23 protein-coding genes are annotated in these 23,533 nt (G+C 53.5%); 18 read left to right on the plus strand and 5 right to left on the minus strand.

Annotated features, from left to right (window positions below; all coding sequences use genetic code 11):
• Nucleotides 1–505: 505 nt before the first annotated feature.
• Nucleotides 506–1,201, plus strand: a complete 696-nt coding sequence (locus tag AUK29_01855) for a hypothetical protein (protein OIP65818.1) — start codon at nt 506–508, stop codon at nt 1,199–1,201.
• A gap of 64 nt (nt 1,202–1,265) precedes the next feature.
• Nucleotides 1,266–2,327, plus strand: coding sequence for a hypothetical protein (locus tag AUK29_01860; GenBank protein ID OIP65819.1), 1,062 nt, complete (start codon nt 1,266–1,268; stop codon nt 2,325–2,327).
• Between the two features lie 44 nt (nt 2,328–2,371).
• On the opposite strand, the gene AUK29_01865 is transcribed toward AUK29_01860, so the two are convergent.
• Nucleotides 2,372–2,569, minus strand: coding sequence for a hypothetical protein (locus AUK29_01865; protein ID OIP65820.1), 198 nt, complete (start codon nt 2,567–2,569; stop codon nt 2,372–2,374).
• A gap of 166 nt (nt 2,570–2,735) precedes the next feature.
• Here AUK29_01865 and AUK29_01870 point away from each other — a divergent pair, with 166 nt between their 5' ends.
• Complete coding sequence (locus AUK29_01870; GenBank protein ID OIP65821.1) at nt 2,736–6,236, plus strand: hypothetical protein; 3,501 nt, start codon at nt 2,736–2,738, stop codon at nt 6,234–6,236.
• Between the two features lie 251 nt (nt 6,237–6,487).
• On the opposite strand, the gene AUK29_01875 is transcribed toward AUK29_01870, so the two are convergent.
• A complete protein-coding gene (locus tag AUK29_01875; GenBank protein OIP65822.1) occupies nt 6,488–6,760 on the minus strand; it encodes a hypothetical protein in 273 nt (90 codons plus the stop codon).
• A 14-nt stretch (nt 6,761–6,774) separates the two neighbouring features.
• On the opposite strand from AUK29_01875, the gene AUK29_01880 reads away from it, so the two are divergent.
• From AUK29_01880 to AUK29_01895, 4 genes are all read left to right on the plus strand, one after another.
• Nucleotides 6,775–7,113, plus strand: coding sequence for a transcriptional regulator (locus AUK29_01880; protein OIP65823.1), 339 nt, complete (start codon nt 6,775–6,777; stop codon nt 7,111–7,113).
• Nucleotides 7,114–7,151: 38 nt separating this feature from the next.
• Complete coding sequence (locus AUK29_01885) at nt 7,152–8,564, plus strand: type I glutamate--ammonia ligase (protein ID OIP65824.1); 1,413 nt, start codon at nt 7,152–7,154, stop codon at nt 8,562–8,564.
• A gap of 188 nt (nt 8,565–8,752) precedes the next feature.
• The gene (locus AUK29_01890) at nt 8,753–9,160 is read left to right on the plus strand and encodes a hypothetical protein (GenBank protein ID OIP65825.1); all 408 of its coding nucleotides are present in this window, start codon (nt 8,753–8,755) and stop codon (nt 9,158–9,160) included.
• 245 nt (nt 9,161–9,405) lie between these two features.
• A complete protein-coding gene (locus AUK29_01895; protein ID OIP65826.1) occupies nt 9,406–9,585 on the plus strand; it encodes a hypothetical protein in 180 nt (59 codons plus the stop codon).
• Here the strand turns inward: AUK29_01895 and AUK29_01900 are convergent.
• Nucleotides 9,582–10,529 carry a hypothetical protein gene (locus tag AUK29_01900; GenBank protein OIP65827.1) on the minus strand — a complete coding sequence of 316 codons (948 nt, stop codon included), beginning with the start codon at nt 10,527–10,529 and terminating at the stop codon, nt 9,582–9,584. The genes AUK29_01895 and AUK29_01900 overlap by 4 nt on opposite strands.
• Nucleotides 10,530–10,550: 21 nt before the next feature.
• Complete coding sequence (locus AUK29_01905) at nt 10,551–11,078, minus strand: hypothetical protein (protein OIP65828.1); 528 nt, start codon at nt 11,076–11,078, stop codon at nt 10,551–10,553.
• 181 nt (nt 11,079–11,259) lie between these two features.
• On the opposite strand from AUK29_01905, the gene AUK29_01910 reads away from it, so the two are divergent.
• The 9 genes from AUK29_01910 (at nt 11,260) to AUK29_01950 (ending at nt 21,202) form a co-directional block, all read left to right on the plus strand.
• Nucleotides 11,260–11,709: a 50S ribosomal protein L9 gene (locus tag AUK29_01910; protein OIP65861.1), complete on the plus strand. Its 450-nt coding sequence runs from the start codon at nt 11,260–11,262 to the stop codon at nt 11,707–11,709.
• Between the two features lie 107 nt (nt 11,710–11,816).
• A complete protein-coding gene (locus tag AUK29_01915) occupies nt 11,817–13,178 on the plus strand; it encodes a replicative DNA helicase (GenBank protein ID OIP65862.1) in 1,362 nt (453 codons plus the stop codon).
• Nucleotides 13,150–14,286, plus strand: a complete 1,137-nt coding sequence (locus AUK29_01920; protein ID OIP65829.1) for an alanine racemase — start codon at nt 13,150–13,152, stop codon at nt 14,284–14,286. The genes AUK29_01915 and AUK29_01920 overlap by 29 nt, the downstream gene beginning before the upstream one ends.
• Nucleotides 14,287–14,341: 55 nt before the next feature.
• Nucleotides 14,342–15,076: an ABC transporter permease gene (locus AUK29_01925; protein ID OIP65863.1), complete on the plus strand. Its 735-nt coding sequence runs from the start codon at nt 14,342–14,344 to the stop codon at nt 15,074–15,076.
• A 70-nt stretch (nt 15,077–15,146) separates the two neighbouring features.
• The gene (locus AUK29_01930) at nt 15,147–15,926 is read left to right on the plus strand and encodes an ABC transporter ATP-binding protein (GenBank protein ID OIP65830.1); all 780 of its coding nucleotides are present in this window, start codon (nt 15,147–15,149) and stop codon (nt 15,924–15,926) included.
• Nucleotides 15,923–17,338, plus strand: coding sequence for a hypothetical protein (locus AUK29_01935; protein OIP65831.1), 1,416 nt, complete (start codon nt 15,923–15,925; stop codon nt 17,336–17,338). Before AUK29_01930 ends, AUK29_01935 begins: the two co-directional genes overlap by 4 nt.
• An 85-nt stretch (nt 17,339–17,423) precedes the next feature.
• Entirely contained in the window at nt 17,424–18,770 is a 1,347-nt protein-coding gene (locus AUK29_01940; GenBank protein ID OIP65832.1) for a DNA repair protein RadA, read from the plus strand.
• A 10-nt stretch (nt 18,771–18,780) separates the two neighbouring features.
• Nucleotides 18,781–20,487: a DNA repair protein RecN gene (locus AUK29_01945; protein ID OIP65833.1), complete on the plus strand. Its 1,707-nt coding sequence runs from the start codon at nt 18,781–18,783 to the stop codon at nt 20,485–20,487.
• Nucleotides 20,477–21,202 carry a hypothetical protein gene (locus tag AUK29_01950; GenBank protein ID OIP65834.1) on the plus strand — a complete coding sequence of 242 codons (726 nt, stop codon included), beginning with the start codon at nt 20,477–20,479 and terminating at the stop codon, nt 21,200–21,202. Before AUK29_01945 ends, AUK29_01950 begins: the two co-directional genes overlap by 11 nt.
• A 9-nt stretch (nt 21,203–21,211) precedes the next feature.
• Here the strand turns inward: AUK29_01950 and AUK29_01955 are convergent, their stop codons facing one another.
• Nucleotides 21,212–21,757 carry a hypothetical protein gene (locus AUK29_01955; protein OIP65835.1) on the minus strand — a complete coding sequence of 182 codons (546 nt, stop codon included), beginning with the start codon at nt 21,755–21,757 and terminating at the stop codon, nt 21,212–21,214.
• 293 nt (nt 21,758–22,050) lie between these two features.
• On the opposite strand from AUK29_01955, the gene AUK29_01960 reads away from it, so the two are divergent.
• Nucleotides 22,051–22,983, plus strand: coding sequence for a thioredoxin-disulfide reductase (locus tag AUK29_01960; protein ID OIP65836.1), 933 nt, complete (start codon nt 22,051–22,053; stop codon nt 22,981–22,983).
• Nucleotides 22,980–23,438, plus strand: a complete 459-nt coding sequence (locus AUK29_01965) for a hypothetical protein (GenBank protein ID OIP65837.1) — start codon at nt 22,980–22,982, stop codon at nt 23,436–23,438. The genes AUK29_01960 and AUK29_01965 overlap by 4 nt, the downstream gene beginning before the upstream one ends.
• Nucleotides 23,439–23,533: the final 95 nt, after the last annotated feature.

Below are 23,533 nucleotides of genomic sequence, written 5' to 3' on the forward strand. Positions count from 1 at the left end.
TACAAGGAGTTAAAGGAAAGGCCCCAGTCATATCAATTATGCTTGGAGATTTACAAAATAACAAAAAGACTTAAGAGTGATATCGAGGAGGTTGAGCGGATGCTCAAGGCACTGATCAAGTCACTGGAAAACAAACACTTGACCCCTTGAACCCTGGAATCCTTGACCCCTTTTTTTACCCACTAAATGGGAGAAGAACCTATATATTGAAATCCGCATAATTGTAAACTTTACATAAAAGTGGAAAAAATTTACATAAAAGTGGAAAAACTTTTCACACTCATTTTTAAGCGGTTCCTGATGCCGGGGACGGAGCTTGGATCCCATGAAAATATCTTCAAGGAAAACAGATAGTTAAAAAAAACAAAAAATATTTTTGCGGTAGGGAAAGTTGGTACGATAATTGCTCACTAAAAGCATGAAGGTTTAGCGTTTTCAAAAAAGGATACGAATAAAACTATTTTTGTTTTGAAATTTTTTTGAAACAAAGCAAGGGGGATTACTTATGTTTAAGCCAAGAAAACTCTTACTATTACTTCCGGTTCTTTTATTGACCTTTCTCTTATCGGCCGGCGAGGCGTTAGCCATTCCGTTAGCGGATTTCGGTGGGGCTTTTTCTTTCACCATGGCCTATTCGGAGAAAGACAAAGGTAATACTACATACTATCCTTCCACGCTCTCTCTAAATTCCATGGACATCACCGCCGTGGAGACCTGGGCCGGTGGGGTTAATTCAACGGACCCGATCGTGACCAATCGTGCCTACATCTACATCGGGGGAATGCTGACAACCCCGTATGGAAGCCCCGCAAACCCGTTCCAGTCCCTGACCGGGGGAGACGGTGTTTTTAGAATTACCGACGGGACGAATACCTATCTGACCGGTAGCTTAGCCCTTCCGGTTGATTTCTACGTGCAAGGGTCTGCTCAAAAGGCTGTTGTCACTGTAAGCGGGATCTCTGTTTTCAATACCATCGGGTCCGCTTACCTAAGCGAACTCTCCGGCGTCAGTTCGTTCTCCTTTGCACCAAACCTGACTTTTTGTAACCCACATGCCAATAATTTTCTATCCAGCGGTACGGGAAGCATAGGGGGGAAACTTAACGCCTATACGGCCCCGCCGGTAATTCCTGAACCGTCCAGTCTGGTCCTGCTGGGGTCGGGGGTGGCCGGGCTGCTGTTGCTGCGCAGAAAAAAATAGAATAGAAGGGTTTATACCCATTAGCTTTATAAAACGATTATAACCTAAAGGAGGAAGACAAACCATGAAGCGCCAAATCAGAAATCTAAAATCGTTCTTGCTCTTGCCCATATTTTTTTTACTTACGGGGTCAATGAGCGCCTATGCAACCCCTTCACTTCCAAGTGCCAATATCACCGGCCGTCTGGTGACCGATGCCAACAACACTCTATCACTTTCTTTGAGTTTCATCAGCCAGGTTAATTACCTGGACACAAGCTATGCCCAGGGCAATACCCCGGGGATTGAGAGTATCATCGGGGCAACGGTGACCATGACCGGGGCCACAAGGGTTTCACCGGGAAGCCTGACATTTACTGATGGCCTGCTGGAGGTCAAAGGTTCGGACAGTTATACCTACATCAGTGCCACGGTTAACAGTATCTCCCTGACGATTTTCCCGGATGGGACCGTGGCCCTCAATCCGAATCTGGACGCAACAAACCCCGCCACGCTGAACCTCGTCATGAGTGCCCTGAACACGGACACAACCCACCCGTCCCGGTTTGTGGATGAGTGGAGAACGGCCCTGAATGGGGGGACAATAGCCGGGATGCTGATCATGGCCGAGCTTCAGAGGGATAATTATGGGAATATCATCGGCGATCCCACGGGGGTCAGTAATTCGAACATCTCTATGGGCCTCCTGGATGGGTCGCCTGCAGCCCCTCCGGCTCCGATTACGGCCAGAAGCATGGGGTATTGGAAGACGCATGATGCGGAGCGCGGGCAGTATCTGTCTTCGGCAATTGCCGTGGATAATAGACACAAGGGAGCGTTTCATAACTCATCCTCCCAGTTGGAAGATGCCGTGATCACCAAAGGTAAGAAGACCATGTTACAGAAGGCGCAGCAGGAGTTGGGCGCGCTTTTGTTGAATATCGCTGCGGGATTGAGTGAGGGCAATCTACTGAGTGTTTCACAGCTTGAACTGATTGACCCGGTACTGAATACGCCAACGGTTGTGGAGGATACAGTCGGTGAGGCCGTGGATGATATCGAGGCGGTGATCCTGAATCCTCTCAGCACTTCAAGCGACCTGGAAAGGGTCAAGGATCTTGCGGAATCGATCAATACGGCGGAATAGATCAGGTATTTAAGGTATTACCGTAAAAGGCGGCGTATCGAAAATCATACGCCGCCTTTTTTTATCCCTCCCTGAGAAGAGAAGAAAATCCTATAATTGACAAATATATTGCAGTTGTTTAGAGTACCTCCTGCAGATTGAATCATAAGAAGGACCCTGCGGCCTTTTGAAGAGACGTGCAGGAACACGTCATACAAAGTTGACGGCTTCGTAAAAAGTCCGTCTGCGGCGTTGCGCTTCATTCTTCGTCGTTGCAGCGTACTTCTAAGTACGCCTCATTCCTCAGAATTCGCGCGCCTGGCATCCGGAGCTTTTTACTGTGCCGTCCCACTTGTGGACTTTTTACGAGTCCATCAAAGTTGATCAGCCCATGTTCACGGATCGGGTTGAAGGGGCATTCAGTTCTCTATGGTCTTAAAAATTCTTAAAAAAAAGATCCTTTTACCCCTGATCCTGGCGTCTGTCCTGATTCTCTTCCTTTTCACGCTTCAGACTACGCTTCAACGGATACTTCCCCGGAATACGATCACAAACTGGGCCGCCCAAACCATGGGAAAAAAGCTTTCCGTGCGGACCTCCATCGAGGATGTGCGCCTGAGCGTCTTTCCCCGCCCGTCCATACGGATGCGCAACATCCGGCTCTCGGACCTGAAGACGGGCACGGACTGGATCAGGGCCGAATCCCTGGAGGTCAAACTGAAAATTTTTCCCCTTCTCTTCGGCCAGGCCCTTGCTTACAAGGTCTATCTGAAACACCCGGAGATCCAAATCCTGAGAGACGACCATGGACGATGGCTCTTTATGAGCCCCGCCCCACCCGTAACTTCCGAAGAAGGGGTCAAAAAACACGAACCGGCGCTTAACCTGCAGACGACGATCAAAAGCATCTTTTTCAAGAACGCCTCCCTCGTGATTCTGGACCGGCGGGATCCATCTAAAAGGCCTCATCTTGTGCTTCAGGAAGTTGACGGTTCCTTGAAACGGCCCTCCGAAGGGGCCCCGGTCCAACTGAAGATCAAGGGGCGGTTCCCGCACAGGCTCCTCGAGCTGAACTCCTTTTCCATCAAGGGAGAGATCGAGCCTGATGCCGGGACACTGGACCTAAAACGCGTGAAGGTTGATGCCGGCCTTGACCTCTACCGAATGCCGGCGGAAATCTCCAGGCCCTATCTGCGTGAATTCCTCGATCTCCAGCAGATTTCAGGAACGACCGATCTGAAGGCACATTTTATCATCCATCCGGACCACGGGCTCGACCTATCCGGAGATCTCTCGATGAATCATTTTCATTTCGTGGTCCCTCAATATGCCTCCCATCCCCTCATGGGGAAAGAGGCCCTCCTGAAATTTTCCCTCCATACCGCTGAAGGCATCGTCAACGTCAAACACCTGGATCTCAGGCTGGGGGATCTCTCGGCCTGGGGGCATGGCATCTGGACCGGGAATCTCAATGGAAAACCCTGGTACGGGATTTCCCTGCACGCATCGAATCTCTCCTTCGAAGGAGTGCGGGGTTACCTTCCGGACCGGCTCCTGCCTGAAAAAATAGCACGCTCCATCAGGCATGTCTCTTCAACCGGAAGCCTGGATATTCCTTTACTTGAGATCACGGCAGCCGGCAAACCGCCATCGGAGACCGCCCAGGAGATAGCCGCCGGAGAAGGTCTTGCAGGATACGAAAAGCGTTTCTCCATCAAGGTCGCCTTTCATGATTTCGGTTTGAAACAGGGCGGAGACATCCTGACCCTCTCACCGGTCAACGGGGAGATCTCCGTGGACCAGGATGCCGTTCAATTCCTGGACCTGAGCGGGGGGTATGGGAACTCCCGCTTCAATAAAATCACCGGGACTTTTTCCAGGACCGGGTCCAGGGAGACGGACCTTGAGATTGATGCAGGCCTGAACCTCCAGGAGATCCAGACTCTTCTTCTGCAATTACCGGAACCCATACGCGATACACTCCCTTTCTCACACGTCCGTCAGTCCATAGGGTATGCCGGCGTACAGATCAGCCTGCGCTCTTCAAAAAACAAGGAGACGCCGTTTTCAATCCAGGGAACCATGGACCTAACTGGGGCGGGGTTCGCTTTCCCCCTGTCTCCTTTTGCCATCTCCGGGATCGAGGGAAGGCTGACCTTCAAAGAGAACGAAGTCCTCCCCTTCTCCCTGAAGGCAAAGATCGGCAATCTCCCGACCCTGATCCAAGGGAAGGTCTCCAGGGTCGGGAGCAACGACCCCTCTATCCGGCTGAAAATCTCTGCCATCCCCACGGAACAGGATCTGACCTCATGGTTTCCCATATTTCAGAGAATCCTGAAGATCAGGGATGGGAATCCTGAACTCATCCTCCTGCTGGACGGAACCCCCAGCGACATGAATATGGATACCAGTCTTGACCTGACCAAGACCTCCTTTTCTCTCTCGGACTGGATGTCTAAGACCGCCGGGACCGGGAGCCGCTTAGGTTTTACCGGCCATGTGCTAAACGGGAAGGAGATGATCATTCAGAAGGGGGGATGGAGGCTTGGCGGGGAATCCCTCCTTTTTACAGGGAGTGTCAAGGAGAGCGCCGGGCTTTCCATTAAACTCGACATCAAAAATGCGGGAATCTCATTGCAGTCTCTTGCCGGGATCTTCCCCGTTTTGTCGGACAATCCGCCGGACTCCCATGTGTCAGGAGATCTCACGCTTTCATACAAGCCAAAAGATAAAGACCCCGTGGACGTGAAAGGAGACCTTCTCCTGAACCATGTCTCGGCGCATCCCCGCATGAGCCCCTGGACATTCCGCAAGATTGACGGGACCCTGCATTTTGCCGGCAAGGAGGTCTCGGCCAGGGGTGTCCAATGTGAATGGGGGGATGTTCCCCTTTCTTTTGACCTCAGGATCCCGAGGTTGGGCTCACCGGAACCGGAGCTCCGGATCGTTTTCCCTGACCTGGACCTGGCCCCCTTGGAAAAGGAATTCTTCTCCCCCGAAAGCGCCCTTCATAAGACCGACAGGGCGGCCTTGAAAAAAACCCGATTCAAGGCCGATCTCACCATGAACAAGGTCCGGTACAAACAATATGAACTGCAAAACTTCCTGGCCGGCCTGGACATGAAAGACGGGGCGCTGACGATCCCATCCTTCACAACAGCCGGACTGGAGGGCACAGCAACGGGCAAGGCCGGTATCGACTTCCTTTCCGCAGAGATCCCGCGGTTCCAGGCCGAGGCGCAGATCGCCGGGGTGAGCGCCGAAAAGTACCTCCAGCTTTTCCCGGACAACCGCACCTTCTATACCGGCGAGATCAGCGGATTCATCCGGGTGGAAGGCCATCTTTATCCGTCCCTTGAAGAAACATCCCGGCAAATGACCGGCGGGGCGCATCTTAGGATCCGATCCACACGGGAACGTAATTACCTCTTCAATCTCATCAAAGAGATCATCAACCGTGTTGAGATCATGGCAGGGAGGAAAGACGATCTCTTTCGTATCCTTGAATACGATACCATGGGCGGGGATTTCACCATCCATGATGGAAAATTTCATTCAGAGAACTTTTACATCAGTCAATACAACAAATTCGATGTATCGGGGCTGACCCTGGACAAGCTGACCGCAGCGGTCCCAATCCGTGTCAAATACAACGTCGGGGCGGCAGGGAGCTATAATTTTCTCAATTCATACATCGACTGTTATATCATGGCCCAGCCATTCTCCATGGCCACCGATATCATCAAGATGGTCCCTATCGCCGGCAAGGTGCTGACCGGCAAAGATGAAAGCCTCTATGCCGTTTATTATCATTACAAGGGACTGACTTCCAATGCGTTCCAGGATAAAAAGGAAGAGGCGCAGATGAAGAGCATCTCTTTCAAAGAGATCCCTGAACCGTTCAAAAATTCCCTGATCAAGAAGGAGTGACCGGCATCGGGGTTATCTTCCAAGGATCTCACTGCATAAATTTTAAGCACATTCCCATATTCGGGCATCATGGATAGGCAGCTCGGCGCTTCCTCATAACTATTTAAAATTTCAGATCCATTTATCCACAGGCTGCCGTAAGACCGGGCAGGGTGACTAAGAAATAAGCTCATCACGTATAGGCCATGTCGTGAAGCTGGCATAACTGCCGGATTTCCTATGATATTTCAAATGGTTGTTTTTTCTGTAATTCAGAGGGAGTTGGCATCAGGGTTGCAAAGACCGAATAAAAGGGATCCGTTGTTTTTGAGCCGTATCTCCATAGGATGGAGGGTCGGACGGATGCTGCTTTTTGATTCGTCAAGACTGGATTGGATCAAAGCGGGTTCTAAGATCAGGAGACGAGCGGGAATGATCTCTTGTGGAAGAATCCCGGCTGGAGGAGGTGATAAAGCCTTTACAAAAAAACAGGTTCTGTGATATTTTTTAACCTCTTCATCCGGTTTTATTCCAATAAGAATCAAACAAGGAGACGGACATGAAAAAGGTGGAAGCGATCATCAAGCCCTTCAAGCTGGAAGAGGTTAAGGACGCGTTGAATGAGATCGGAATACAAGGCATCACGGTCAGCGAAGTCAAAGGATTCGGCCGGCAGAAAGGTCACACGGAACTCTATCGTGGAGCAGAATACGTGGTTGACTTCCTTCCAAAGATCAAGATTGAAATCGTCATGGAAGATGATCAGGTGATACGCGTGGTTGATACCATCCGGCAGACGGCGAACACCGGAAGAATCGGTGACGGGAAGATCTTCGTGATCCCTGTGGAGGAGGTCGTTCGCATCCGGACAGGCGAAAAAGGCAAAGAGGCCCTATAAATTTAGATTTTAATTATCTCTCAGAAAGGAAAACGGCAATGACACCACAAAAGGTTCTGGAGTATGCCAAAAAGAACAATGCAAAGATGGTGGATCTTCGGTTCATGGATTTCCCCGGATTATGGCAGCATTTTTCCGTGCCCATCTGCAAACTGGAGCTTTCCATATTTGAGGAGGGATTGGGATTTGACGGGTCCAGTATCCGGGGATGGCAGGCCATCCATGCCTCGGACATGCTGGTCCTGCCGGACTCTGAGACGGCCATCATGGATCCCTTTACCGAGCAACCCACGCTCATCTTGATCTGCAACATCGTGGACCCGATCACCAAGGAACGCTATTCCAGAGATCCGAGATACATCGCCCATAAGGCCGAGGCCTATCTCAAATCCACAGGGATCGGGGACACGGCCTATTTCGGTCCGGAGGCGGAGTTCTTCATCTTCAATGACATCCGTTACGACCAGAACCAGCACTGCGGTTACTATTTTCTGGATTCCGACGAAGGGATATGGAATTCCGGCCGGGAGGAAACCCCCAACCTCGGCTACAAGCCCCGAAACAAAGAGGGTTACTTCCCTGTTCCCCCCACGGATAAATATCAGGACATCCGAACAGAGATGAGCTTGGTGCTCGAACAGATGGGGATTGATATCGAGGCGCAGCACCATGAAGTCGCCACAGCCGGGCAGGCCGAGATCGACATGAAGTATGCCCCCATGTCCAGGATGGCGGATCAGCTCCTTGGTTTCAAGTATGTGGTCAAGAATGTGGCGCGGAAACACGGCATGACCGCCACCTTTATGCCGAAGCCGATCTTCGGTGACAACGGTTCGGGCATGCATGTCCATCAATCCATATGGAAAGATGGTAAGCCCCTTTTCTCCGGCAACAAGTACGGCGGCATGAGCGATATGGGCCTTCATTACATCGGCGGGATCTTGAAGCACGCGGCAAGCCTCGTGGCCCTGACCAACCCCACCACCAACTCTTTTAAACGGCTGGTGCCCGGATACGAAGCGCCGGTGAACCTGGCTTACTCATGCAGGAATCGAAGCGCCGCCATCCGAATTCCCATGTACTCTGCCAATCCCAAGGCCAAAAGGATTGAGGTCCGCTTCCCCGATGCATCCTGTAACCCATACCTGGCCTTTTCGGCCATGCTCATGGCCGGTCTGGATGGAATAGAGAACAAGATCGATCCGGGAGACCCGCTCGACAAAAACATCTATGACCTTGCGCCTGAGGAATTGGCCGGGGTCCCGTCGGTTCCAGGCTCTCTTGATGCGGCCTTGGAGTCGCTCGAAGAGGATCACGAATACCTTCTCAGGGGGGATGTCTTTACTCAGGACGTGATTGACACCTGGATCTCTTACAAACAGGAAAACGAGATCGATGCCATCCGGCTTCGCCCTCATCCCTATGAGTTTTACCTTTACTTTGATATTTAAGACGCAAGACTTTTCTCCTCTCCGGCGGCCATAAACACGGCCGCCGGATGATCTTCTCACGGCATCGTTATCCCTCAATGAAGATTTTTTAGTTTGTGCTTTACATTCTTTAAAAACGTGGTATATTCTCAGACTTAAAAACAGAGGAAAAAATTTTATTTACACTCTGTTATGAAAGGAGGTGATACATGATGAAAAAATCCATACTCTTTTTATCCTTGGCTGTAAGTTTGTTTATTATGATCGGTCTTTTTGGACTGACTTCGTGCAAAAAAGCAGAAGAACAGGCACAAGACGTCATGGGGCAGGCTGGACAGGCGGTTGAGGAGACAGGATCGGCCAAAGAGGAGAAGGCCGGCGAAATGGGGAAGGCTGAAGAAGCGGGTCCCGCGCCCACTGAAGAGGTAGCCCCTCAGGCTGAAACCCCGCCGAGCGCAGGAGCACCCGAAACAGAGCCCAGTGGAGTAGCGACCGAAACCCCGCCGGCCGAGGAGGCCCCTGCAGGCGCCGCCAATCCTGACACGGAGGCCGGTCAGCCCATGGAGAAAAACACCCAGGAAAATATGCCGGGAATGCCAGAAACTGAGCCAAAATAACCCAAAGCTCAGAACGATTGTTTGATGAAGAGGGGCTCAAAAAAAGTGAGGCCCCTCTTTTTTTTACGCCTCTTGATTTGAACCCCTTCAAACAGAAGGACCCTCTCCCACCTTCAATAATCTCTTGACAAATTCCATAAGATGCATATAATACAAATATGATATTAGTAATATGTATTGTATTGTATTATGACTCTTTATAGAATATGGAGAAAAACATGACCTGCCCAAAATGTTCATCAAAAATGTATAAGACCAATCTCATGTATGAATCCAATGGCACGGGTAATTTTTCAATTTCAGACGAGCCTTTTTTTTATAAATGTCTGATGTGCGGTCATAATCATTTTCTGACAGAGCCGGGCTCAAAGAAGACTTTTATTAACGGCCAGAAAATCAAGGGGGTCCTGGTGGACGTGGATTAAGCGGGTTTCATTCCCCCCCCGGATTCCGGATGATACAAAAATTTGCATGCTTCCTTTCGGGCCGGGCATTCCAAGTGACAGGGCTCTACATGGATGACCACATCAGAGTTTTTGATGAGCGCCTCGATCTCCTTCTCAATATGGTCCGTAATCCTGTGCGCCTCGTCCAGGTTTTTGTCCTTGCAGGTAACCAGGTGAAGGTCGATCAGTTTCAGGGAGCCTGACCGCCTTGTTCTCATCTTGTGATATTCAATGATTTCCGGGGAGTGGCTCAGAATAATTCTGTTGATCTCTCGTTGAATATCCTCGGGTATATATTTGTCCATGAGGGCATCCGTGGAAGAACGAAAAATCTTAAATGCCGAATAGATCACCCAGAGCCCGATCAGGATCGCGATGATCTGGTCGAAGATGATCCTCCCTTGCAGTTGAGCGAGGATCAGGGCGATCACTACACCGGTGTTGGTGTAGGTATCCATGACAAAATGAAAGGAATCGGCTTGCAGGAGCGGAGAATCGGTCTCCTTGCCGATCCTTGCCAATCTCCTCCCCACCCAAAAGCTGATGATACTGGAGCAGATCATGACCAGGATGCCCGCGCCGAAATCAGGGGCCCGGCGAACGTAAAGCGCCTCACGGATGCCCTCTCCGATCAGGAGTAATCCGGCGATCCCAAGGAACAGGGCTTGAAACAGAGAGGCGATGTTCTCGACCTTTCCATGACCGTATGGATGTTCCGAATCGGCCGGCTGGACCGATTGCTTCATGGAAATAAAATTGATCGTCGAGACAAGAACGTCCATCAGAGAATCCACGCCTGACGAGAGCATCCCCAGAGAGTTGAGCATCAAGGCGGTTGAAACCTTGGAGACAGAGAGGAAAATGGCTGCCGCAACTGAAAATCGCGCAGCTTTCATTTTTTTCACTTCATCCGCAAGCTTCATGATCCCATATCTCCGAATCTCTTACCGGGTATCCCCGCAGATGCGGCGCTCCAGGTCCAGGAGAGATTTTTTGATCTTCAATCCTGCGCTGAAACCGCCCAGGGCGCCATCCTTGGAAATCACCCTATGGCATGGAATCAGGATGGGAACCGGGTTGGCCGCGCAGGCCGCACCCACGGCCCGGCATGCCTGGGGATGACCGATCTGCTCCGCCACCCATTGATAACTTCTTTTCGCCCCGAAGGGGATCTCACGCAAGGCGTTCAGGACCCGCTGCTGGAAAGGGGTCATCCTGTTCAGATCGATTTTTGAGTGAAACTGCCGGATTCTCCCTTGGAAGTAGTTCTCCAGTTCTCTTGCCGTCTCATGCAATGGGTCACATTCACGCGCGGGTGTCATATGGAACGCATTTACGGCCTCGTTTAAAAAATCCTGGAATGTGCTTTCCTGTAATGTAATCCTGCAGATTCCTCTCCCCGTGGAAAAAACGCCCACGGCTCCGAAAGCCGCAGGAACCCGGATATAAGATAGGGATAACGGGCGGGCCATCACTGCTCCTGATTCAATTTTTTCAGGTTAACACAAAAATCCGATATATCACAATGATTTTTGAATGGGGCGCTTGAAAGGTCCGCCCGCAAGGTCTTTTCAAAACGTTTTGACCTTGACACGTCTTCACCCCTATTATATATTTCATCAGAATTTTATCGTTATTTTGGAGGTGTTATTCATGAAAGTCATTCTCAGAGAGGATGTTGAAAATCTTGGAAGGATCGGCGATATGGTGCAGGTCAAACCCGGCTATGCACGGAACTATCTGATCCCTCAGGGAAAGGCCGGCGAGGCTACGGTGCGTAATATCAAGGCGCTTGAACATCAGAAGAAGCTGGTGCAGGACCGGATCATGAAGACCGTCAAGTCGGCCGAGGCGCTTGCACAGAGGATAGAATCCGTTTCCGTGACGATCTCACAAAAGGTGGGTGAAAACGACCGCCTCTTCGGTTCCGTCACGACCTTGCATATTGCAGATGCCTTGAAGGAAGAAGGGATCGAAGTCGACAAAAAGAAAATCCTTCTGGAAGAACCGATCAAACAACTCGGAGTCTATAGTGTCCCCATCAAACTGCATACGGAGGTGACTGCGAATCTGAAGGTCTGGATCGTAGAAGATAAGGAATGACTTCTTTTGATGTCTCAACCATGAATTGATCGGAAAGATTCGCCGGCTGCTTCCCAAAAAAAACTTATGAATTCGTGAGGAAACAAACCTTGCTCCCATCCGGAGAAATCCTGGAGAAAGTCCCTCCTCAGAACATCGAGGCCGAACAGGCGGTGCTGGGGTCGATCCTGCTTCAGAACACGGCCATGAACAAGGCCCTGGAGCAGATCGTCAGCGCCGATTTCTATACGACCGGCCACCAGAAGATCTTCGCCGCCATGACCCAGATGAACATGGCCGGCGAGGCCATAGACCTGGTGACCCTGCGGGAGCACCTCTCACGAAAGAACCTCATGGATAGCGTGGGCGGAACGGCGTATCTCTCCCAACTGACCGATGTCGTTCCTACGGCGGCAAACATCCTGCATTACATCCGTATCGTCAAGCAGAAATCGATCGCCCGCAGATTAATCCACGTGGCCACAGATATCGTCCGAGAGGGATTCAGTGAGGGGTTGAGCGTGGAACAACTGCTGGAGTCCGCGGAAAAGCGGATCTTCGAAATCTCAGGCGAGAACATCCGCAGGGGATTCGTGGATATCCGCAGCATCCTTAAAGACAGTTTCGAGGTCATCGAGCGCCTTTATGAGAAGCAGGAACTGATCACCGGCATTCCGACCGGATTTACGGATCTGGATATCAAGACATCGGGATTCCAACCCTCCGACCTGATTGTCGTCGCAGGACGTCCATCCATGGGAAAGACGTCCCTTTGTCTGAACATCGCCCAGTATGCGGCAATCAAGGCAAAAAAACCCGTGGCTATTTTTTCCCTGGAGATGTCCAAGGAACAGTTGGTCTTACGCATGCTTTGTGCAGAAGCAAAAGTGGACGCCCACCGTTTACGCACCGGCCAGCTTTCGAAATCCGACTGGCCGAGGTTGACGCTGGCAGCGGGAGAACTCTCCGAGGCGCCCATTTTTATCGATGATACGCCGGCCATCTCCGTGCTGGAGATGCGGGCCAAGAGCCGAAGACTGACCATGGAACACGGCATCTCTCTGATCATCGTGGACTACCTGCAACTGATGCGCGGGCAGACCTCCTCGGAACGGCGTGAACAGGAGATCTCCGAGATCTCCCGTTCTCTCAAGGCCCTGGCCAAGGAACTGCGTATTCCGGTCATCGCGCTGTCCCAGTTGAACCGGGGCGTGGAGACCCGGCAGGATAAAAAACCTCAGCTTTCGGACCTTCGCGAATCGGGCGCCATCGAGCAGGATGCGGATGTGATTCTATTTGTCTACCGGGATGAAGTCTATAAAGAGACCGAGGACAACCTGGGCAAGGCCGAAATCATTATCGGGAAACAGAGAAACGGACCCACAGGAATGGTTCCCCTTCATTTTGAAAAGAAATATACCCTGTTTCAAAACTACAGCCCCCGGGAACAGGAAAAGGACTATGCCGAGTCCACGTCCCACTATAGCTGAAATCAACCTGCAGGCCCTGCGGCATAATCTTCATCAGGTCATGCGGTTGGCGGGCCCTGAGAGAGCAATCCTTGCTGTCGTCAAGGCGGACGCCTATGGGCACGGCGCCGTCGAAATCAGCCGGGCGCTGAAGGAGGAAGGGATCCGGTTCTTCGGTGTGGCGACCGTAGAAGAAGGGATCAAACTCAGGGAGGCCGGCATAGATGGATCCATCACGGTTTTAGGGGGGGTCTTCCCTGAAGAGCATAGCCTGCTTTTGGATTGGAATCTCACCCCGGTTCTCTACCATCTTCCCTGGGCCCAAGAACTCTCCCGGATGGTTCAGGGCCTGGGACATGGGATCCCGGTCCAGATCAAGGTGGACACCGGCATGGGACGCCTGGGGCTGAACCCGGATGAGGCCCTGAAGGACATTCCGAAGATCGCCCAACTCCCGGGGCTGAACGTGGAGGGGATCATTTCCCATTTTGCCGATGCAGACCTGGAGGACAAGGCCTTTACAGAAGGGCAGCTCAAGAAGTTCCAGGCGCTTCTCGATCATCTTTCAGATCTCGGGATCCGGATTCCATTCCGGCACATCTCCAACAGCGCGGCCGTCATGAGTTTCCCGCCGGCGCTCTTCAATATGGTACGGCCGGGGATCATGCTCTATGGGTATATGCCGTCGGATTCGTTTCCAGGCAAAGTGGACCTGCAGCCGGTCCTCTCGTGGAATACCAGAATCATCCACCTTAAGGAAGTCCCGGCCGGAACCCCGCTCAGCTATGGGCGCACCTTCGTCACCCGGCGGAAGAGCCGCATCGCCACCCTTGCCGTGGGATATGCAGACGGGTATTCCCGATCCCTCTCCAACCGGGCCGAGGTCCTGGTGAACGGGAGAAGGGCCCCCGTGGTGGGGAGGGTCACCATGGACATGACCCTGATTGATGTCACCGATATCCCGGAGGCAAACCTGGGAGGCCGGGCGACCCTCATCGGAGAGGACAAAGGAGACCGAATCACGGCATGGGACCTCGCCCGATGGGGGAATACCATTGCCTATGAGGTCCTCTGCGGCATCGGCCGCAGGGTCCCCCGTGTCTACGGAAGAGGTGAACATGGAGAATAAAGGTCAAGGGACCGGTTATGTGTCTGACTTCCTGGAACTCCTGGGCGGCTGGATCCTGAATGGCATTGAAGAGATCGGAAAGGTGATCATGCTTTTCTTCAATGCCCTGGTCTGGACTTTCCAGCCCCCTTTCTTTTTCAAGAATACCATTAAACAGATGCTGGAGGTCGGCGTCCATTCGATCCCGGTTGTCCTGATCACGGCCACCTTTACCGGGATGGTCCTCGCCCTTCAGACCCATACCGGATTCCAGCGCTTTAATGCAGAAAGCCTGGTCGGCACGGTAGTGGCCCTCTCCATGACCCGGGAACTCGGACCTGTGCTGACCGGATTGATCGTCGCCGGCCGGGCCGGATCGGCCATGGCGGCGGAACTCGGAACCATGCGGGTGACCGAACAGATTGACGCCCTCTACACCCTGGCAACCAATCCGATCAAATATCTGGTCGTTCCCCGGCTGATTGCCGGCCTGGTGATGCTCCCGATCATGACGGTCCTTTCGGATATCGTGGGAATCTACGGGGGGCTCTTTGTGAGCGTGACCATCCTGGACGCGAATCAGACGGTTTATCTCCGTAGGACCTGGGACTACCTGGAGTATAACGACATCTACAGCGGCCTCTTGAAGGCCGCCGTCTTCGGCCTGATCATCTCCCTGATCGGCTGCTACAAAGGTTTTTACACCCAGGGGGGAGCCGAAGGGGTGGGAAAAGCCACCACGGGTTCCGTGGTCATCTCCTCCATGCTGATCCTGATCTCGGACTATTTCATGACGGCCATCCTGTTTTGATCCGGTCCGGAGCAGGGGAAAGAAAAAAACCGAGATGGGGAGAACCCGGACTGCTGGAAATTAAAAAGCCATGATTAAAATTGTAGAGTTGAGCAAATCCTTTGGCGAGAACCATGTGCTTCAGGGAGTGGACCTGGAGATCAAGGAAGGTGAGAGCATGGTCGTTATCGGGGGGAGCGGATCCGGCAAGAGCGTCCTGATCAAGCACATCATCGGCATCCTCCGTCCGGACACGGGGCGGATCTACGTGGCCGGAGAAGATATTGCTCAGGTCAGTGAACATGAGCTGAACCAGGTGAGAAAAAAATTCGGGATGCTCTTTCAGGCGGCCGCCCTGTTCGACTCTCTGTCCGTATGGGAAAACGTGGGGTTCGGTCTGAAACAGCATACCCGCCTGTCGAACAAGGAGATCCGGGAAAAAGCCCGTGAAAAGCTGGCCATGGTCGGGCTCTATGATGTGGAAGACCTTCGCCCGTCGGAACTTTCCGGCGGTATGCAGAAACGGGTGGGTCTGGCCAGGGCCATCGCCATGGAACCTCAGATCCTCCTGTATGATGAACCGACCACCGGCCTCGACCCCATCAACGCCGATATGATCAACAACCTGATCATCGACATGCGGGAAAAGCTGAATGTGACCTCCGTAGCCATCACCCATGACATGGTCAGTGCGTACAAGATAGCGGACAGGATTGCCATGCTCTACAGGGGGAAGATCCTGCAGATCGGCGCCCCCTCGGAGATCCAGGCCACGGAGAATCCCTATGTCCGCCAGTTCATAGCGGGCAGCGCGGTGGGCCCGATCACTGAAGATCTTGAAAAAGAATTGATGGAAAGGAGCGCCAAATGAAACTCAGTGCCGAGGCCAAAGTAGGCCTCTTCGTATTCATGGGGATCCTGATCCTGACCTATATGTCTTTTCGTGTCGGGGAAATTCATGTAGGGAAAAAATCGGGGAAGATGATCAATCTTCTCTTCGATTCCGCGGCCGGGCTGAGCAAGGATTCCTCGGTCCAAATCGCCGGTGTGGAGGTGGGCAAGGTCTATGACATTCAGCTCAAGGATGGGAAGGCCAATGTCATTGCCAGGATTGATCCCGGGATCTCGATCGACCGGGACTCCAAGGCCTATATCCGCTCGCTCGGCCTCCTGGGCGACAAGTATCTGGAGATCTCGCTCGGCAAATCCGGGGAGTCCATCAAGGAGGGGGAGACCCTTATGGCGCCGCCGGGAAGCGAGGATATCGGGAAGCTGGTCAGCAAGCTCTCCTCGATCGCGGACGACGTCAAGGCCGTCTCCTCTTCCCTCCGCGGGGCGCTGGGAACCCAGGAAGGCGAACTCTCGATGCGTGAGATCGTGCAGAACTTTCGGGACCTGAGCGGAAACCTGAACCGTATTGTGGAGCGGAACAATGAACGCTTTGACCGCGTTCTTGCAAACATCGACGAACTCACAGCGAACCTGAACCAGACGGTCAAGCAAAACAGGGATGATTTCCGAAAAACCGTAAGCCACGCCCGAACGGCAAGCGAGTCCATCGACAGCATCTTCAGAAAAGTGGACGAAGGCAAAGGGACACTGGGGCGGCTGGTCAATGAGGACGACATCTCGGGAAACCTGAACAATGCCCTGGTCTCGGCCAACGACGTTCTCGGCGTCAAGAAAAAATACAAGACCTTCGTGTCGCTGCGCAATGAAGATCTTGTTGAAGCCAAGGATTCCAAGGCATACGTCTCCCTCAAGCTGCAGCCCAGAAAAGACAAGTTCTACCTTTTCGAGCTGGTCAGTCCTGAAGGGTCCAAGGGTGATTTTTCCCAAACCTTGACGACCTCCCATATCACCAATACCGGAACCGGCGCCGGGTCGGCCTACTACCCGACCGACGTGACCCAGACCGTATTGGAGGAGAAGACCTCGGACAGGTTGATGTACACGGCGATGTTCGGAAGGAGTTTCGGCCAGACCTCCTTCCGGATCGGCCTTGAGGAGACTACCGGCGGTCTCGGGGTCGATCATACCTTCTTCGGCAATCAGGCAGCGCTCCATCTGGATGTCTGGGACCTGAAGGGAGAAAACAGCTTCGGGGGCGGGCCCCATTCCAAGGTCCGAGGCGATTACAATTTCCTGAAATTTTTCTATCTGACTGCCGGATATGACAACTTCCTGAACAACGAGGACTCTTCCCTGTTCTACGGGGCGGGGATCCAGTTCGAGGACGAGGATATCAAGGATCTCTTGAGCCTCCTCCCGGTCAAGAACTGATCCGGTTGACGTTTCATGTTTAAAAATATTGATTTCCAATTTCTGCATGGTTAAACTTAAACACGGAAGAGAGTAAAACCCCATCATGACCAAGATAAAGAGCTATTTCGCCTGCCAGTCCTGCGGATACCAGACTTACAAATGGATCGGCCGGTGTCCGGACTGCGGCAAATGGAACAGTTTCATAGAAGAACGTGAGGCATCCGGAACTTTTTCCAAAAATCATGTCCGGCCCGAACCGGTCTCGCTCGGTGAGGTCAGCAAGGATCAGGAAGAGAGGATCCCGATCGGACTTTCTGAAATGGACCGCGTCCTGGGGGGCGGGCTGGTCCAGGGCTCGGTGACCCTGATCGGGGGCGACCCCGGCATCGGAAAATCCACCCTGTTGCTTCAGATCGCCGACTCCTTGTCACGTCAGGGACAGGAGATCCTATATGTCACGGCCGAAGAATCCCTCCGGCAGGTGAAGATCCGAGCCGACCGTCTCGGCATCAACCGCTCTTCACTTAAGCTCTTATCCGAAAACTGTCTTGAGGGGGTCATGCAGGTCATCTCCGACCTTTCCCCCGGCATGGTCGTTATCGATTCGGTACAGACGGTCTACACGGACACCATCCAGTCCGCCCCGGGCTCTGTCAGCCAGGTTAGGGAGGTCGCCGGCATCCTCACCCGCATGGCCAAGCAAAAGGATATCTCAGTCTTTCTGATCGGCCATGTGACCAAGGACGGAAGCATTGCAGGGCCCAGGGTCCTCGAGCATATCGTGGATACGGTCCTCTATTTCGAGGGGGACCAGGGACATGCCTACCGGATCATCCGAACCATCAAAAACCGTTTCGGGTCCACTCAGGAGATCGGCGTCTTCGAGATGAAGGAACAAGGCCTTGTAGAGGTCAAGAACCCTTCGGAGATGTTTCTTGCAGAACGCCAGAGCGCCGTCCCCGGGTCCGTGGTCGTGGCCAGCATGGAGGGAACCCGGCCGATCCTTGTCGAGCTTCAGGCCCTGGTCACACCCGTGGAGTTCGGCGTTCCGAGGAGGATGACCACCGGAGTGGACAAGAACCGGGTGAATCTCCTGATCGCCGTCCTGGAGAAGCGGGCCGGCATCCCCCTGAACAGCCAGGACGTCTTCGTCAATGTGGTGGGCGGGATCACCCTGACCGAACCGGCCGCGGAGCTTGGAATCATCTCCGCCGTGGTCTCCAATTTCAGGGGGATCCCCATGGGAGAGAAGACCCTTGTTTTCGGAGAGACCGGTCTCGGAGGAGAAGTCCGTTCGGTCAGCCGGCCCCAGGCCAGGATCCGTGAGGCCGCCAAACTCGGATTCAGGCGCTGCATTTTACCCAAGCGTTCACTCTCCGAAGTGGATGCCCTCGGCATGGAACTCGTCGGCGTGGACGGGATCGATGCCTTGCTCGAGATTCTTCTATGAGGGGACAGGGATGCTCCGTGATCTTCGTATCCAGAATTTCGCCATCATAGAAGATATCTCACTCACATTCGACCTCGGACTGAACATCATTACCGGAGACACCGGGGCGGGGAAATCCATCCTCGTGGGCGCCCTGGGCCTGATTCTGGGAGGACGGGGCTCGCCTGAAATGATCCGGACCGGAGAGGAGCAGGCCCGCATCACCGCCTGCTTTGATCTGCGCGGACAGCCCGAACAGATCCAGCGGATCCGGGACTTGGGCATCGAGATACCGGACGGAGAGCTCATGGTCCACCGGAACCTCAGCCGATCCGGAAAAGCAAAGATCACGCTGAACGGGGATCCTGCCACGGCCGGGATCCTTTCCCAGATCAGCGAGAACCTCGTGGACATCCATGGTCAGCACGAACACCATTCCCTCCTGAACCGGGAGCATCATATTGATCTCCTCGATGCGTTCGGCGGTCTTTCCCCCATATTGTCGCAATACAAAGAAGTCTACCTTGAACTCACCCGCCTTAAAGAAAAGCTGCATCGTCTTGAGAGAGAAGGGAAGGACCTCCCGCGCCGGATCGATTTTCTTCAGTACCAGATCAGGGAGATCATGGATTTCAATCCGGAACCCGGCGAAGAAGAGGACCTAATCCGGGAAATCCAGGTGCTGAGGAACACGGAACGGATCGCATCCCTGGCCCAGGGGGCCTATGCCGAGCTTTATGAATCAGAAGGCGCGGTTTCGGACCGGATCGGCCGGATCATAGGGAGCCTGAGCGAACTCTCCTCCATCGATATGAGGATCGAGGCATTGTCCAAGCAGGGGGAAGAGGTAAAGTACCGTATCGAGGACATGGCGCGTACCCTCCGGGACTATCTCTCCCGCATAGAACCGGACCCGGACCGGCTCGCAGCCGTAGAGGAGAGGCTGGAGGGCCTTCGTCACCTGAAACGTAAGTACGGCCCGACCATCGAAGAGATCCTGCAATTCAGGCAGGCCGCGGAAGAGGATCTGAAGGGGCTGACCGGAGACGAGGCGGACCACTCTCTCTTGAATGAGGCCTGCAATAAGGCCCTCACTGCCGCAGCAAAGCTGGCTGAAGATCTCTCGAAATCCCGCAGGAGCTCAGCTCGAAGCATGGAGCGCGCGCTGGAGAAGGAACTCGCCGTCCTGGGGATGTCCGGGACGCGGTTTGTGGCGCAGATGGAAAAATATCCGGCCAGGCCCGAAGATCCTGCGGATACACGAGGCCGGGCCCTCACCTCAAAGGGCATGGACCAGGTGGAATTCCTGGTCTCACCCAATGTGGGAGAGGAACCCAAAGCGCTCTCCCGGATCGCCTCCGGCGGGGAACTCTCTCGGATCATGCTGGCCATCAAGACGGTGCTCGCCGGCGTGGACCGGGTCGGGATCCTGGTTTTCGATGAAGTCGACTCCGGTATCGGCGGGGGCATTGCGGAAGTCCTCGGGAAAAGGCTTGCCTTTGTGGCCCGGGACCGCCAGGTCATCTGCGTTACCCACCTTCCCCAGATCGCCAGTCAGGGAAACACCCACTACCATATTGCAAAAGAAGTTCAGGACGGACGGACCCGGGTCACGGCCCGCCGCCTCGAGAGCAAGGATAGGATTCAGGAGATCGCCCGGATGCTCGGCGGGATCGAGATGACCCGGACCACGGTACAGCATGCCAAAGAGATGTTGAAACTTTCAAATGGCCTATGAGAAAAGGGCATACCGCAGCTTCATGCAAGGCGCCGGCCTTGTCCAGTTCCATGTGATGGTCAAGGAGACCGACCTCTGGATCTCCGCCGACTCCGACCTTAAGGACTCGGCCCTCTCAATCGTCAGGCAATATCGCCGCCATCTCGAGCATTATATCCGGAATCATCCCGAATTCCTGACTACCCTTGAACCCCTGGACGTGGAACCGGAGGCCTTTGATCTGATTCAGGTCATGGCCACGGCCGGCAAGACCGCGGGCGTAGGCCCCATGGCCGCCGTAGCCGGCGCCATTGCCGAATTTGTGGGAAGGGACCTTCTCAGGGAATCCAAAGAGCTGATCGTGGAGAACGGAGGGGACATCTTCCTCGCGTCCGCTGAGGAGCGGACGGTCTCCATCTTTGCAGGCCGTTCCTCTTTCAGCCGCCGGATCGGAATCCGGATTAAACATGACCAAACCCCTTTGGGGATCTGTACCTCCTCCGGGACCGTGGGGCACTCCCTCAGCTTCGGGAAGTGTGACGCCGTCACGGTTCTCTCCTCGTCTGCGGCCCTGGCCGATGCGGCCGCCACGGCTGCCGGAAATCGCGTGCAGAGCCCCCGGGATATCCAGAAGGGGCTCGATTTTCTTGCATCCATCCCCGGCGTGCAGGGCGGGCTCATCATTGCAGGAGAATCCATGGGGGTTTGGGGGGACGTGGAGCTTATGAAGCTATAAGCGTCACCCTCAAATCCCATTCTTTTTATATCTTTGAACAAACCGCTCCCGCATCCGGTGAAAGATCTCCAGGGTCTCCCCGGAACGGTAGTCCGGATAGGTATGATCAAACGGGCGGAAGCTCCCCCGGACAAAGCACAGGGTCACCTCGGCATAGATCCCATGGGCCAGATAGATCCTGTGGGAAAAATCCTTGGTCGTAGCCAGAACAATCCTCGATGCGTCGAGATACCCGGGGTCCAGATTGATCCGACGGAGAGGCTTCCCCTCTACTCTCCTCATATACCGTTCTTCGATCCGGTTGGTCTCGACCTTGATGCCGGCGATCCTGTCCGGCAGGATCAGGTCTTGAAAAAACAGAAACCTCCGGAAGATATTTTCGCCCAGCTCTTCAACATAATAATCGGTGTGCCTCCAGGAGAGATCCGAAGTTTGATGAAGAATCGGGCCGAACGCAGTCTGAAGCAGCATGACTGCTTCGTCCATAAGGACGACATCCGAGGAGAGCATCCCGATAAAAAGCATGACCGGATGCGGTTTTCTTATCTTACCCATTCCCTTTTCACTCCTTCTTTCAATCTCGGATTGTAGAATTTCATACCCACGGCAATACCTGTTTATCATACGGCAAAGAGAAGAGAGAATCAATCTTGAAGAAGGCCCTTCTGATCCATCCCTGGATTTACGACCGGCACGGCCGGCTTATGATTTTCTGAATCAAGCCTGACGGTCTTCCAGCCATCGTGACTCGGTTCAGCGGCCGTCTCTTGTTTCAGAAAAGCGCTTTACAAACCCGCAAAGGTTGATTACAATCCCGAACATATTCATAATCGGCATAGGAGGAAGGAATGATCCGTCATATCTTGATTATCGGCTCAGGACCCGCAGGCTATACCGCGGCAATCTATAACGCGAGGGCTGATCTCGCACCCCTGCTGATAGAAGGACCCCAGCCCGGCGGGCAGCTGACCATCACCACCGAGGTAGAAAACTTTCCCGGTTTTTCCCAGGGGATCATGGGCCCTGAGTTGATGGAGGAGATGAAGAAACAGGCCCTCCGGTTCGGCGCCGAAATCATCTCCGCACAGGTCGAATCCGCGGACTTCTCAACCCGCCCTTTTATGATCCGGCTGGATAACCATGAGGAGATCCGGTCCAAGACGGTGATCATCGCCACCGGGGCCTCGGCCCGGCTGCTCGGAATTCCGAGCGAAAGACGTTTGATGGGCCGAGGGGTTTCGGCCTGCGCGACCTGTGACGGGTTCTTTTTCCGAGACAAAGAGATCACCGTGATCGGGGGCGGAGACACGGCCCTGGAAGAGGCCATCTTCCTTACCCGATTTGCGAGCAAGGTCACGGTCGTACACCGGAGAGATGAATTCCGGGCCTCGAGAATCATGCAGGACCGGGCCTCGGCCAATAAAAAAATCCATTTCGTTTTGGACTCAGTGATCGAACAGATCCTCGGCGAGGACAAAGCACAGGTCACGGGACTCCGGATCAGAAATGTCAAGAGTGGAGAGGTCACGGACATCCCCTGCGAAGGGGTCTTCATCGCCATCGGGCATGCGCCCAACACCAAAGTCTTCCAGGGACAGATCGAGCTCGATGCAAAGGGGTACATCGCTCTCAAGGGGAAAACGCGCACCAGCGTATCCGGTGTCTTCGCGGCAGGTGACGTGGTCGATCCGGTCTACAAGCAGGCCATCACCGCGGCGGGCATGGGGTGCATGGCCGCCCTGGATGCAGAGCGCTTTTTAACTGAGGAGGGAGAGACATGAAAAATTTCAGCCGGCGGGAATTTATGGAAACGGGGATGGCGCTGACTGCAGGAACTTTGGCTCTCATGGAAGCACATCCTGCCTTCCCCCAGATGACTCAACCATCGCAGGAAGTCTATCAGACCCTGAAAGACCCGAAGATCATTTCGGAACTGGAGATGAAGCACGTCCCCTTGATCGACGTCCCCGACCTGGTAAAAAAAATGGAGTCCTTCAACCTCCATATCCGAATCGGCAGGGTCATCCACCCCATGGAAAAGCCGCACCATATCGAATGGATTCATGTCATGAAAAAGGGCGGCATCCCTCTGGCCGAGATCAATCTCTCTTACGAGGGGGTCACCCCGTCCATTGTCCTGAATCTTGCTCTTTCAGAATCCACGGAGATCCATGTCAAGATCCTCTGCAATATCCACGGATACTGGATGGAGACCAAAAAGATTGAGGTGGTCTGATCCCGAGGCGAGGTTTTTCTATATCAGAAAGACCCCGTGATGGAACCTATTTTGTAAAAATGAAAAAACAAATTTCTCCTTTTTCAAATTCTTTA

This window comes from Nitrospirae bacterium CG2_30_53_67, from assembly GCA_001873285.1.
Classification (GTDB): domain Bacteria; phylum CG2-30-53-67; class CG2-30-53-67; order CG2-30-53-67; family CG2-30-53-67; genus CG2-30-53-67.